General features: G+C 38.2%; 12 protein-coding genes and 1 other annotated feature. Of the genes, 8 read left to right on the forward strand and 4 right to left on the reverse strand.

Features of this window, described 5'->3' with window-relative positions; genetic code table 11:
* Positions 1-58 precede the first annotated feature (58 nt).
* On the forward strand, positions 59-541 hold the full coding sequence (locus tag ABH968_RS01485; protein ID WP_370041911.1) for a PhzF family phenazine biosynthesis protein: 483 nt from the start codon (positions 59-61) through the stop codon (positions 539-541).
* Between the two features lie 384 nt (positions 542-925).
* Here the strand turns inward: ABH968_RS01485 and ABH968_RS01490 are convergent, their stop codons facing one another.
* A complete protein-coding gene (locus ABH968_RS01490; protein ID WP_370041913.1) occupies positions 926-1,372 on the reverse strand; it encodes a MarR family winged helix-turn-helix transcriptional regulator in 447 nt (148 codons plus the stop codon).
* Positions 1,373-1,607: 235 nt separating this feature from the next.
* On the opposite strand from ABH968_RS01490, the gene ABH968_RS01495 reads away from it, so the two are divergent.
* Positions 1,608-2,864: an MFS transporter gene (locus ABH968_RS01495; RefSeq protein ID WP_370041915.1), complete on the forward strand. Its 1,257-nt coding sequence runs from the start codon at positions 1,608-1,610 to the stop codon at positions 2,862-2,864.
* On the opposite strand, the gene ABH968_RS01500 is transcribed toward ABH968_RS01495, so the two are convergent.
* On the reverse strand, positions 2,824-3,216 hold the full coding sequence (locus ABH968_RS01500) for a hypothetical protein (protein ID WP_370041916.1): 393 nt from the start codon (positions 3,214-3,216) through the stop codon (positions 2,824-2,826). The two genes, ABH968_RS01495 and ABH968_RS01500, sit on opposite strands and share 41 nt — an antisense overlap.
* A gap of 154 nt (positions 3,217-3,370) precedes the next feature.
* On the opposite strand from ABH968_RS01500, the gene ABH968_RS01505 reads away from it, so the two are divergent.
* From ABH968_RS01505 to ABH968_RS01525, 5 genes are all read left to right on the forward strand, one after another.
* A complete protein-coding gene (locus ABH968_RS01505; RefSeq protein ID WP_370041918.1) occupies positions 3,371-4,462 on the forward strand; it encodes a carbohydrate kinase in 1,092 nt (363 codons plus the stop codon).
* Between the two features lie 4 nt (positions 4,463-4,466).
* Positions 4,467-5,375, forward strand: a complete 909-nt coding sequence (locus tag ABH968_RS01510) for a pseudouridine-5'-phosphate glycosidase (RefSeq protein ID WP_370041920.1) — start codon at positions 4,467-4,469, stop codon at positions 5,373-5,375.
* A gap of 215 nt (positions 5,376-5,590) precedes the next feature.
* Positions 5,591-7,786, forward strand: coding sequence for a RelA/SpoT family protein (locus ABH968_RS01515; protein WP_370041922.1), 2,196 nt, complete (start codon positions 5,591-5,593; stop codon positions 7,784-7,786).
* Positions 7,787-7,872: 86 nt separating this feature from the next.
* Positions 7,873-8,313, forward strand: a complete 441-nt coding sequence (gene dtd, locus ABH968_RS01520; RefSeq protein WP_370041924.1) for a D-aminoacyl-tRNA deacylase — start codon at positions 7,873-7,875, stop codon at positions 8,311-8,313.
* Positions 8,314-8,386: 73 nt separating this feature from the next.
* On the forward strand, positions 8,387-8,602 hold the full coding sequence (locus tag ABH968_RS01525) for a DUF2642 domain-containing protein (protein ID WP_370041926.1): 216 nt from the start codon (positions 8,387-8,389) through the stop codon (positions 8,600-8,602).
* Positions 8,603-8,882: 280 nt separating this feature from the next.
* Here ABH968_RS01525 and ABH968_RS01530 read toward each other — a convergent pair whose 3' ends face one another.
* The gene (locus ABH968_RS01530; RefSeq protein WP_370041928.1) at positions 8,883-10,472 is read right to left on the reverse strand and encodes an N-acetylmuramoyl-L-alanine amidase family protein; all 1,590 of its coding nucleotides are present in this window, start codon (positions 10,470-10,472) and stop codon (positions 8,883-8,885) included.
* A gap of 162 nt (positions 10,473-10,634) precedes the next feature.
* Positions 10,635-10,876 (forward strand) — a binding site (T-box leader).
* 94 nt (positions 10,877-10,970) lie between these two features.
* On the opposite strand from ABH968_RS01530, the gene hisS reads away from it, so the two are divergent.
* Positions 10,971-12,236 carry a histidine--tRNA ligase gene (gene hisS / locus ABH968_RS01535; RefSeq protein WP_370041930.1) on the forward strand — a complete coding sequence of 422 codons (1,266 nt, stop codon included), beginning with the start codon at positions 10,971-10,973 and terminating at the stop codon, positions 12,234-12,236.
* Positions 12,237-12,403: 167 nt separating this feature from the next.
* On the opposite strand, the gene ABH968_RS01540 is transcribed toward hisS, so the two are convergent.
* Positions 12,404-12,601, reverse strand: a complete 198-nt coding sequence (locus ABH968_RS01540; RefSeq protein WP_370041932.1) for a hypothetical protein — start codon at positions 12,599-12,601, stop codon at positions 12,404-12,406.
* Between the last annotated feature and the right edge of the window lie 58 nt (positions 12,602-12,659).

The following is a 12,659-nucleotide window of genomic DNA, read 5'->3' on the forward strand; positions in this document are numbered from 1 at the left end:
CAATCATTTATCATGATGGAGCAAGCTGAACCTCAGTTAGGAAAAATATTCGACGATTATGATAGTTTGTCTGACCTTTTTAAAATTGATAAATGCCCAAATAGGAGATATAAATTACAATTTAGTGCCTCGAGCTGCAAGTACGGGTCTTTGGGATATAATGCTTCCGATAAAAACAAAGGATGATTTGTATGCTTTAAACCCTGATTTTAAGGCACTTGCTGAATATACAAAAGTCAATAAAGTGGGGGGCGTTCATGCATTTACGCTCGACACAAAGGAAGGGATAGCAGAGAGTAGAAACTTTTGTCCACTCTATGGTATTGATGAGGAAGCTGCAACAGGTACTTCAAATGGGGCGCTAACCTATTATCTTTTTCATAACATCATTCTAAATGAATATAATCAAGAGTACTCGTTCCTGCAAGGGCATAGTATGGGCAGACCTTCTAACATCATTACAAAATTAATAAATAAAAATAATCCAAGAGTTATGGTAGGTGGGAAAGCAATCATCTTGTCAAAAGGGGAATTATGCTAGGAATTACTACTCATCATATAATCGAACAGAATAGATTTATAACATCGCAGAAGATGTATGCTATGTGAATAAGTTGATTGGAGTGGAGGCTAGGCGACTCCTCGGGGATCAGCGTTACAGATGAGACCCTGGAGCGAGCAGGCAGAGGAACGAAGGCTAAAAACATCACATCCTGTGATAACGCCTTCGTGACCAACATCGTGTTGGCCCAAGCGGCTCATCGGACGCCCCTAGGAAAGCGCCTAGCCGGAACGGAAATCAACCCCTCATTTTGCCGAAGAGCTATACTTAATTGACACCTTAATTTAATTGACATAGTCAACATGCAGAATCCATTTTGATCAATCATTTTCAAAATGGATTCTTTTGTTTAGGTTCGTTTATTTATTCTTCATCATAAGATTGAATTATTTTTTGAATAGTTTTCAATGTTTCATAAAAATCCTCGTATTTCTCTAAGCCAATATCATTGATAATTCTTTCTTGGATATCTTGCCAAATTGGAGCAGCCTCGTTTAATTTTTCGACCCCTTTATTTGTTAGTGTAATGACCTTTGCTCGAGCATCTTGCGGATCTCTCGTTAAATCTACATAGCCATTCTGCTTTAACAAGTTAATATTACGAGTAATTGTTGTTTGATCGAGCAGCAAAATTTCACCTAGTCGACTTATGGAAACTGATTGTTGATAATCGATATTTGCTAGCATGGAGTATTGTGTAACTTTTAAGCCAGTGGGCTGTAGTAATTTATCATACAGTTGTGTCACGACTCGTGTTTTTTTTCGAAGGTTTGCACATACACATATTTGTGTGTAATCTATATTCTTCATTGCTCCTTACTCCTTTTCGAGTTGGTTCAATATTATATTAGCCTTATTGAATCATTTTGTTAATCTGGAAAATGTTCCTTGACAGTAATAAAAGCGATTACTAAGATTATATATGTATATACATGTTTTTAAAAGGTATTTACCCCAGTAATATATGCATATACATATATTGAACTGTAATCATTTTCATTAAGGAGTATTTCAAAAAATCATTTCAAGAAATGAAGGTGTCAAGATGAAGCGTATTCATTATAGCTGGTTTATTTTAGTCGTAACCTTTTTCTCAATTATTGTTGCAGGGATTACAATGTCATCATCAGGAGTTTTTATAGATTCCTTTGAAAAAGAATTTAATTGGGATCGATCTTTAATTGCATTAGCGTTTGCAGTGAGTCTATTTTTATATGGTTTTTCTGGCCCGTTTATGGCGGCATTACTAGAAATAGTTGGATTAAAGAAAATGATGCTAGGTGCGATGGCTACATTATTCATAGGCATGATGTTTACGCTTTTCATGACACAGTCATGGCAATTAATTATTATATGGGGCTGTATTATTGGCTTAGGAGCGAGTCTCTTTTTAACTGTGTTAAGTCCTTATGTAGCCAATCATTGGTTTGTGAAAAGCAGAGGGCTGGCAGTAGGGATTTTAACGGCGAGTACAGCAACAGGGCAGTTAATTCTCTTACCTTTATTGGCAATTATTATTGAACATTATTCTTGGCGATGGGCGATTGGATTAATTCTCATTCTAAGTATTGTTATGTTCATCACTATTTCTATATTTATTAAAAATAAACCACAGGATATTGGAATTCTTCCATATGGGATGGAAGAAGATCTAGAAATGCAACAAGAGAATCATAAGAAAAATCCGATTAGTATTGCTTTTAACGGTTTATTTGAAGCTATAAAGAAGAAAGAATTTTGGTTACTAGCGGGAAGTTTTTTTATTTGTGGACTTTCAACGAGTGGGTTAGTTGGTACTCATTTCGTTTCTTACTGTATTAGCTTTGGTGTGCCTTTAGTAACCGCTGCATCCTTTCTATCTTTTATGGGAGTGTTTAATCTCGTTGGCACCACTTTATCAGGATGGTTGTCTGATCGATTTGATAATCGATGGTTATTGTTTTGGTATTACCTTTTAAGAGGAGCGTCTTTGCTTTTACTCCCGTATGGATTAATGCAAGGGTCGCTCACTTTACTGACAATCTTTACAATATTTTATGGATTAGATTGGATTGCTACAGTACCTCCAACGATTAGTATTTCTAGACAAATTTTTGGTGCAAATAAAAGTAACATTATTTATGGGTGGATTTTCGCATCTCATCAGGCAGGAGCTGCAGTTGCTGCTTATGGTGGAGGCCTTATCTATAAGTTTTTCAATTCATATACTTGGGCCTTTTTCGTTGCAGGGATGTTCTGTGCATTGGCAAGTTTATTTGTCATCATCGTAAAAAAACAAACACCTCATCAAGCCAATACTTGATAACTAGGTTACTTGCTTTCCTGTGGGTGCGATTCTTGATGCTATCGTCGGTTCTCGAAATTTTATCAACGATCGGCATTTTGGAGCATCGAGCCGTTCCTCCGATTTTGTTGTCGCTGTCGCTTCGCTTTCGCAGAGAAAAATATTGTTGCTGCCGCTTCGTTAACGCTGCGCTTTCGTACAGAAAACAATTGTCCAACTTATATTGGTATTCGCCGCTAAAAGTGTGAGTTTCGCCGCTAACCAAAGGACGAACGCCGCCAAAACATAAAATTACGCCGCTAACCAAGCAAGGAACGCCGCAAAAACCTGAAATTGCGCCGCTTCGCTTTCGCGCAAAAAACATTTGCATTTAATACGACACCTTAATTTCATTGAAGCAATAGTTATCACAACATGAAGTTGAAGCCAATATCATATCGGCTTCAACTTTTTTGTATAAAATCTTTTTGACATCGACTAAACAAAAGTTTATAATATAAACAAATATAACAAAAGGTGATGCTATGAATGAAAGAGAACAGGCGGTCCTTGCATTAATTCGCCAGAATCCGTTTATGTCTCAGCAAGAGATGGCAGATAAGATGAATCTGTCTCGACCAGTCCTTGCTAATTTAGTGTCGAGCTTAACGAAGCAGGGGAAAATTGTAGGTCGTGCTTATATTTTGCCAGAGGAAAATGAAATTATTTGTATCGGTGGAGCCAATCTTGACCGAAAATTTCATGTAAAGGGGAATGTCCAATTCGGTACATCCAATCCTGCTAGCTCTTCATTTAGTGTAGGTGGTGTTGGACGAAACATTGCTGAAAACTTAGGCAGATTAAATCATCAAGTAACATTGCTGACTACTGCCGGCAAAGATGCTGATTGGCAAGTGATCAAAGAAGCTTCAGAGCCATTTATGAATTTACGTTATGTGGAGCAGCTACCTGCCGCTTCGACTGGTTCCTATACTGCGGTTATGGATGAGCAGGGCGAGCTAGCATTAGCAGTAGCAAATATGGAAGTATATGATCTTTTATTGCCAAGTTTGCTAAAAAAACATGAGGCAATGCTGATGAATGCGGGCTGCTTTATTATGGACTTAAACTGTCCAAAGGAAACAGTGGCTTACATACAGCAGGTTGCAATTGCCCGTGACATTCCGTTTGTCATCGTACCGGTATCTTCTCCAAAAATGAATCGATTACCGGATACGTTGCAAGGTGTAACATGGTTTATTTGTAACACAGATGAAGCAGAGACGATTGTTGGTCATAAAATCGAAAACTCTGCGCAATATGAAAAAGCTTTACAGCAACTTCTTACATTAGGTGCTGAACATGTAATTATTACAGGGGGTAGCAAGGGTGTGTATGCAGCTTCCACTACAACGAAGCCATGTCATTTCGCAGCTAAAGCTATAGAAAAAATTGAAGATGTAACAGGTGCAGGAGACGCCTTTGTCAGTGCTGTAATCCACAGCTGGCTTACTGGGCAATCCGTTGCAACATGTATTGATGCAGGCTTAACGAATGCCAAAAATACGCTTGCATCCCCATATACAGTAAGACCTGAGTTATCAGTTGATTTGTTAAATAGTGAAATGGAGGAATAACAACATGAAAGAATTCATCGTATTATCAGAAGAAGTAAAAGCAGGACAAGCAAAAGGCTTACCAATCGTAGCATTAGAATCAACAATTATTTCTCACGGAATGCCATATCCACAAAATGTACAAACAGCACGTGAAGTGGAACAAATTGTTCGAGATAATGGTGGAGTACCAGCAACTATTGCATTAATCGATGGTAAAATCAAAATTGGTTTATCAGATGAAGAACTTGAAATGTTCGGTAATGCACAAGATGTAGCAAAAGCATCTCGTCGTGACTTAGGCTACCTTTTAGCATCAAAAAAATTAGGAGCGACAACTGTAGCTGCAACAATGATTTGTGCGGAGCTAGCTGGTATTGAAATTTTTGTAACTGGCGGTATCGGTGGCGTACACCGTGGTGCTGAAACAACAATGGATATTTCAGCAGATTTAGAAGAATTAGCGCAAACAAATGTTGCTGTAATTTGTGCGGGTGCTAAGTCTATTTTAGATATTGGTTTAACTTTAGAATATCTTGAAACAAAAGGTGTACCAGTCGTTGGGTACGGTACAGATGAACTACCAGCATTCTATACACGTCAAAGCGGTTTTGATGTAAACTTCAAGATTGATACACCAGAGGAAGTGGCAGAAATGCTACGTGCAAAATGGCAATTAGGCTTAAAAGGCGGAGCTGTCATTGCTAACCCAATTCCAGAGTCTGAAGCACTTGAGCATTCATTCATTACAGGAATTATTGAAAAAGCTCTTGTAGAAGCAGAAGAAAATGGTATTCAAGGTAAAAACGTGACACCATTCTTACTTGGAAAAGTTAAAGAATTAACAGAAGGTAAAAGCCTGGATGCCAATATTGCATTAGTGAAAAATAATGCAGTAGTTGGTACAAAAATTGCTGTAGCGTATAATAAATAAGTAACAACTATGATACGATAAGAGAGACTCTTTGCGAAATATTGCATTCGCAAAGGGTCTTTTTATTCATTATGGAGAATATTTTTTCCATTTTTCACATTGTTCACGAGAATAACTAAACAAAATGACACAGTTACTTTACAATAGCCCATAAAATTTTATACAATTAAGTTTATATCTAATCTGAAAAATTTGACGAGCAAGGTGGACATGTTATGGCGAAAGAGCAAATTTTGACTCCCGAGGACGTTTTTGAGTTAGTCAAATCCTACATGAATGATGAAAATGTCGCATTCGTGAAAAAAGCATATGAATTAGCAAGGGATGCCCATATTGAGCAATTCCGAAGCTCAGGTGAACCGTATATTATTCACCCTGTGCAAGTAGCTGGTATTTTAGCTGAATTACAAATGGATCCTGAAACAGTTGCGGCTGGTTTTTTACATGATGTTGTCGAGGATACGGATTTTACGCGCGACGATTTGGTTCGTGAATTCGGCGAAGAGGTTGCGATGCTTGTAGACGGTGTAACAAAGCTAGGGAAAATTAAATATTTATCTAAAGAAGCGCAACAAGCAGAAAATCATCGAAAAATGTTTGTAGCTATGGCCCAGGATATACGTGTCATTTTAATTAAACTGGCAGACCGTCTACATAATATGCGCACGTTAAAGCATTTACCAGCAGAAAAACAACGCCGTATTTCTAAAGAAACGCTTGAAATTTTTGCACCACTTGCGCATCGTCTTGGGATTTCGACTGTTAAATGGGAGCTTGAGGATACAGCACTTCGTTATTTAAATCCACAGCAATATTATCGCATTGTCAGTCTTATGAAGAAAAAACGTGATGAGCGTGAAGCATATTTAGAGAATGTAATGGCTGAGATGAAGTCACAGCTTACAGAGGTTGAAATTGAAGCGGATATTTATGGTCGCCCAAAACATATTTACAGTATTTATCGTAAGATGGTGTTACAAAAGAAACAATTCAACGAGATTTATGATTTATTAGCCATTCGTGTACTTGTCGATAGTATTAAAGATTGCTATGCCGTACTTGGGATTGTGCATACATTATGGAAGCCGATGCCTGGACGTTTTAAAGATTATATTGCGATGCCAAAACAAAACCTATATCAATCACTGCATACAACAGTAATTGGTCCTTATGGTGACCCATTAGAAGTCCAAATTCGTACGAAGGAAATGCATAAAATTGCCGAGTACGGGATTGCAGCGCATTGGGCGTATAAGGAAGGTAAAAAAGTTGATAATGAAAAACAAAATGTCGACCAAAAATTAACGTGGTTCCGAGAAATTTTAGAATTCCAAAACGAATCTTCTAATGCTGAAGAATTTATGGAATCGTTAAAGTTTGATTTATTCTCTGATATGGTCTATGTCTTCACACCTGAAGGGGACGTCATTGAATTACCAGCAGGCTCTGTACCAATCGACTTCGCATACCGTGTGCATTCAGAAGTTGGAAATCGTACAATTGGCGCGAAAATCAATGGTAAAATGGTACCGCTTGATACACCGTTAAAAACGGGAGATATTATTGAAATTTTAACTTCTAAGCAATCGTTTGGTCCGAGCCGTGATTGGCTGAAAATAGCTCAATCCTCACAGGCGAAAAATAAAATAAAGCAGTTTTTCAAACGTCATCTTCGTGAGGAAAATATCATCAAAGGTAAAGAGATGATAGAGAAGGAAATCCGTGCACAAGATTTTGTTGTAAAAGAAACAATGTCAGCGGAAAACTTGAAGCGTGTATGTGAAAAATTTAACTATACAAATGAAGAAGATATATATGCAGCTGTTGGCGTGAATGGAATTACAGCTCAGCAAGTTGTTAATCGTCTAGCGGAAAAACGTCGAAAAGAGCGTGAACAGGAAGAAGCGCTTGAGAAAATTGAACAAAAAATGAAAAACCCTATTCCACAAAAACGTACGGAATCGGGCGTTATCGTAAAAGATATCGACAATATGCTTATTCGACTTTCACGTTGCTGTACGCCAGTTCCTGGAGATGAAATTGTAGGCTTCATTACGAAAGGTAGAGGTGTTTCAGTGCACCGTGCAGACTGTCCAAATATTCAAGTTGATGATGAGCAGGAGCGCTTAATAGAAGTTGAATGGGAAAACGGACTTACTCCGGAGAAAAAAGAATACCCTGTCGATATTGAAGTTTCAGCATTCGACAGACCAGGTATTTTAAATGAAATCATGCAAATTGTTAGCGAAACGAAAACGAATATTTTAGCAGTGAGTGGTCGTGCAGATCGCGATAAAATGGCAACGATTCATTTAACGATTTCGATTTCAAATATTTCGCATTTGCATAAAGTAGTGGAACGGATTAAGCAAACACCTGATATATATTCAGTACAACGTGTTATTAACTAATTGGGATGGTTGGACAGTAGCAACTTTATTATGTACTGAAAGTGGATCTTCTGGTGCATTCAAAGCGAGAATTGAGGTTTTAAAGAATGAAAGTAGTTTTACAGCGTAGTAAAGCAGCCTCTGTTAAGGTTGACGGAAAAGTAACGGGAGCTATTGATAGCGGTTATGTTCTTCTAGTTGGGATTACACACGAGGACACGCAAGAGGATGTTGTATATTTAGCAAAAAAAGTAGCTAATCTCCGCCTTTGGGAAGATGCTGATGGAAAAATGAATCATTCCATACTAGAGCAAGGAGGGGCTATTCTATCCGTCTCGCAATTTACATTGTATGGGGATGCAAAAAAGGGGAATCGTCCAAGTTTTACAAGTGCAGCAAGACCAGAAGTTGCGGAGCCATTATGGGAGGCTTTTAATAATGCCTTACGTGAACACGGTTTACATGTGGAGACAGGAATATTTGGCGCAATGATGGATGTTGCACTTACAAATGATGGCCCGATTACAATACTTCTTGAGTCCAAATAAATGGTACATTTCCTATGATTCCTTCATACATTAAATAGTATGGTTAGTTTTGTAGGAGGGAAGTGCATTAAAGATGACGCAAGCAGGAAGCATATCAAATCCATATTTATACGAAACTCTTAACATGATGATTGGTCAGGCAATTGTAGTGCAAACTAGGGAAAATATCCAGCAAGGAAAATTAATCTCTGTATTACCTGATGATATCGTAGTAGAGGTTAACCGTACACCTTTTTTCATTCGTATGAAGGAAATTGTATGGGTGACGTTAGCAACGAGGAAAAAATAAGCGCGCATAAAGGACTTCTATACTTATGTAATGTGAGTTGAAGGCCTTTTTTCGTTTTAGCATGTGTATAGTATTTGACAGCGAGTACTGAAGGTAAACACCATAACTTAGGATTGATTCAGTTCCATTATCTAATAACTTCTATAACGAAAGAGTTATATAAAACAATCTTGTAGTGGACTAGTAAAAATAAATAAGCTGCAAGGGAAGTACAAGTCTACTTTCCTTTGCAGCTTATTTATTTATCCCACAATCAACTATGCTGAGGCATAATTGATCTTTATTGATTTTTGTTAAAGTAATTTAAAATACCTTGGTAGATGCCGAGAGTAGCTTGTTCCCGGAATTTAGCGGTTGTAATAATACGTTCCTCACTACCATTACTTAAGTATCCTAGCTCAATGAGTACTGCTTTTTGACGATTTTCTCGTAGAACTAAATAATTTCCTTGTTGAGTCCCGCGATTCTTTAAATCGATTTTATTTGAGAGTCCATTATTTATTGCCTCTGCAAGACCTTGTTGATTACTGTTCATATAATATGAGGTGAAGCCATTAATGGAGCTATCGTCTGTTGCATCATAATGAATACTGATAAAAGCATCTGCCTCATTCTGGTGCGCAATTGATACACGTTTACGGAGTGCAACATATTCATCTGATTCTCTTGTCATAACAACATTTGCTCCAGCAGCACTCAACTTTGAAGCAAGAAGAGATGCCGTTTTCAATGTAATTTCCTTCTCATTTGTTCCACGTTGTCCTGTAGTGCCGTGATCATTTCCACCATGTCCAGCATCTACGACAATAGTTAGTCCATTTAAAGTGCCTTTCTTGCGTGGTTCAGATTTTTCTTTTTTTATAGTAGTAGCAGCTTTGCTGGACGAAGTAGTAGTAACGACCCAGTTCGCCACAAATGCAGTTTTGTCATCTATTTGTATTTCATAAAAGTCATTTTTAGCGCCTACAATAGGGTAGGTTTCACCAGCATCTACACGTGCAACAACATCAGCAGTTGTTGTTGCATCTGTCCGTAGGTTAGTCCCATTATAAATGATTGTGACAGATTCAAGCTCTGAGGAAGAAGAAGATTTTGATGTCGTATTTTCTAAATTTGAAAAAGTGCCATAAAAGCTATAAACCCAACCTGCTTTTTTATCGTTATATTGAATTTGTACCCAGTTATGCTCTTGAGACAGCACTTTAAAGGCTTGTCCTTTTGAAACAGTTCCTATTTTTTTAGTATTTAAGTCTGGATTATGGCGCACATTAAGTGCATCTACTAAAACTGTAAATGTTGTATCTTTGTTGACTTTTTTTGCGGAAACTTCAACTTTAGGTTCATCTGTCTCAGTCTCAGCTTTAGCCTTCTTTTCAGGTAGGTCATTGATTGTAACATAGTCAGTAGATACCCAACCTACTAGTCCGTTCCAATCTATTTTCGCCCATTCGCCATTTTTTTCAATAAGTTTTGCTTGGCTGCCAATTGATAATTGTCCAAGAACTGCTGAAGATACGTCAGGCTCAGTACGGACATTTAGACGATCAACCTGTGAAATCAAGGTTTGATCAATCGTTTGTTTATCGTTTATTGAAGCTGTTAGCCAGGATGCTACCCAACCTTCGTAATCGCCTGCTTTTACTTGAATCCAATCGCCTTCACGGCTAATAGAAGTTAACGGATCACCCTCATCTAATGTCGTAATGATTGGATAAGACAGTCCAGGTCCCTCACGTAAATGAAGAATCGTTCCAGTTACTTTTAAATCACTGGTGTCGGCTAGTGCTCTTTGAATATTATTCATGCTTGGAATCGCAATCATTAGCACTAGTACGAAGATGATACTAATATTTAAAAGTTTTGTCCTCATCAGATTCCTCCTATCTTGTGCTATTTTACCATGCTTTTGTAATAGAATTCGTGGGAAAAAGGTAATGGAATTTGTTATTTTAACGAATGTGTTGAAAAAAAAACAAAAACAGTTGACATTGCCTTTTGTTGTGACTAACATAAAGGGTAATCAAAAAATGATTAATCGCTTATGACCAAGCAAGTAGCGTATACCTCTATTGGAGAAGAGAGGGAAAGACCTAGGCTGAAATCTTTCCTACAAAAATGTATAACGTGAATAACACTTGAGAGGCTTTTTTCTGAAAAGTAGTGCTTAGTAGGAAAAAACGGAATCGGCCGTTATCCGATCAGGAGGAGGACGCATGTATTTGATGCGTCAACTAGGGTGGAACCGCGGAAGCTTATACAGCTCTCGTCCCTTGCATTATGCAGGGGGCGAGGGCTTTTTTTATGGACAAAAAAATAAGAGAAGTCCAGAAGAGCTTGCTCATAAGCAATTTATAAAGGAGGTATTTATATGAGTTTTAAAGTGCCACGAGGGACGCAAGATATTTTGCCTGGTCAATCAGAGAAATGGCAAAAGATAGAAGCGGTTATCCGTGATATCTGTCGTGTCTATCGTTACAACGAAATTCGCACACCGATTTTTGAGCAAACAGATTTATTTGCACGTGGTGTCGGTGAAACAACAGATGTTGTTCAAAAGGAAATGTATACATTTGAAGATCGCGGTGGCCGTTCGTTAACATTACGTCCGGAGAATACAGCCGGTGTAGTTCGTGCTTTTGTTGAGCATAAAATGTTTGGTGCACCTGATCAACCAGTAAAGCTTTCATATTTAGGACCAATGTTCCGTTATGAACGTCAACAAGCAGGGCGCTACCGTCAATTTGTACAATTTGGAGTAGAAGCCATTGGTTCAGCGGACCCAGCTATTGATGCGGAAGTAATCGCGCTAGCAATGGATGTCTATGAATCAGCTGGTTTAAAGGATTTAAAATTAGTCATTAATTCTCTTGGTGACAAAGAAACACGTGATACACACCGTACAGCACTGCTACAACACTTCGAACCACATATTCATGAGTTTTGTTCAGATTGCCAAAATCGTTTGCAAAAAAATCCACTGCGTATTTTGGACTGTAAGGCGGACCGTGAGCACCCGTTAATGACATCTGCACCTGCATTAACTGATTTCTTAACAGAGGAGTCAGCAGCATATTTCGCTCAAGTTAAAACGTATTTAGATACACTAGGAATTTCGTATGAGATCGATCCAAATCTTGTAAGGGGCCTTGATTACTACAATCATACGACTTTTGAAATTATGTCAACGGCTTCTGGCTTTGGAGCAATTACTACACTTTGTGGTGGGGGTCGCTATAATGGCCTTGTGCAAGAAATCGGAGGACCAGAAGTACCAGGTATCGGTTTCGCATTAAGTATTGAGCGTTTGTTGCTTGCGCTTGAAGCTGAGGGTGTTGAATTAGACACAGCATCAGGACTCGATGTCTATATGATTGCTATGGGCGAAGAAGCGAAGCTAAAAACGGTAGAATTAACAAGTACCTTCCGTGCAAAGGGCATTTCTACGGAGATGGATTATTTAGATCGCAAAATGAAAGCTCAAATGAAATCCGCAGACCGTTTAGGTGCAAAATATACGATTGTTTTAGGTGAAACAGAACTTGAAGAGCAAGTCGCTACTGTTAAACATATGGAATCAGGAGAACAACAAAAAGTAGCGTTCTCAGAATTAGTGAACTACCTATTAAAACAATAAACGAACACAAGCTGTTAAAACATAGATCGTTTATATTTCAATACAAGATTGTCTGTCCAAATGATTAAAATAGTTTAAGCTTCATTTTGGACAGATAAATCATCTAAACAATAAACTGATATCTAATTTTCCATGGCATCAATTCGCTACTTAGTAGGAAGTGTATGCTACATAAATAAAATAAACGGTCCATCATCAAAAGTTATGGATGACATTTTGTAAAAACGTATGTCATGTTGATAAGTTGATTGGAGTGGAGGCTGGGCGACTCCTTGGGGATTAGCGATAGAGGAACGAAGGCTAAAACCATCACGTCCTGTGATAACGTCTTCGTGACCAACATCGTGTTGGCCCAAGCGGCTCATCGGACGCCCCCAGGAAGCTCTGCTCTGCGCGAAAGCGAAGCGTCAGCGGCAAAGCGCC

The organism is Lysinibacillus sp. RC79 (genome assembly GCF_041262405.1).
Classification (GTDB): domain Bacteria; phylum Bacillota; class Bacilli; order Bacillales_A; family Planococcaceae; genus Lysinibacillus.

Bases quoted from the DNA above. Each gene is read 5' to 3' on its own strand.
- ABH968_RS01485 (WP_370041911.1), top strand. From the start codon at position 59: ATGATAGTTTGTCTGACCTTTTTAAAATTGATAAATGCCCAAATAGGA.
- ABH968_RS01490 (WP_370041913.1), bottom strand. From the start codon at position 1,372: ATGAAGAATATAGATTACACACAAATATGTGTATGTGCAAACCTTCGA.
- ABH968_RS01495 (WP_370041915.1), top strand. From the start codon at position 1,608: ATGAAGCGTATTCATTATAGCTGGTTTATTTTAGTCGTAACCTTTTTC.
- ABH968_RS01500 (WP_370041916.1), bottom strand. From the start codon at position 3,216: ATGCAAATGTTTTTTGCGCGAAAGCGAAGCGGCGCAATTTCAGGTTTT.
- ABH968_RS01505 (WP_370041918.1), top strand. From the start codon at position 3,371: ATGAATGAAAGAGAACAGGCGGTCCTTGCATTAATTCGCCAGAATCCG.
- ABH968_RS01510 (WP_370041920.1), top strand. From the start codon at position 4,467: ATGAAAGAATTCATCGTATTATCAGAAGAAGTAAAAGCAGGACAAGCA.
- ABH968_RS01515 (WP_370041922.1), top strand. From the start codon at position 5,591: ATGGCGAAAGAGCAAATTTTGACTCCCGAGGACGTTTTTGAGTTAGTC.
- dtd (WP_370041924.1), top strand. From the start codon at position 7,873: ATGAAAGTAGTTTTACAGCGTAGTAAAGCAGCCTCTGTTAAGGTTGAC.
- ABH968_RS01525 (WP_370041926.1), top strand. From the start codon at position 8,387: ATGACGCAAGCAGGAAGCATATCAAATCCATATTTATACGAAACTCTT.
- ABH968_RS01530 (WP_370041928.1), bottom strand. From the start codon at position 10,472: ATGAGGACAAAACTTTTAAATATTAGTATCATCTTCGTACTAGTGCTA.
- hisS (WP_370041930.1), top strand. From the start codon at position 10,971: ATGAGTTTTAAAGTGCCACGAGGGACGCAAGATATTTTGCCTGGTCAA.
- ABH968_RS01540 (WP_370041932.1), bottom strand. From the start codon at position 12,601: ATGAGCCGCTTGGGCCAACACGATGTTGGTCACGAAGACGTTATCACA.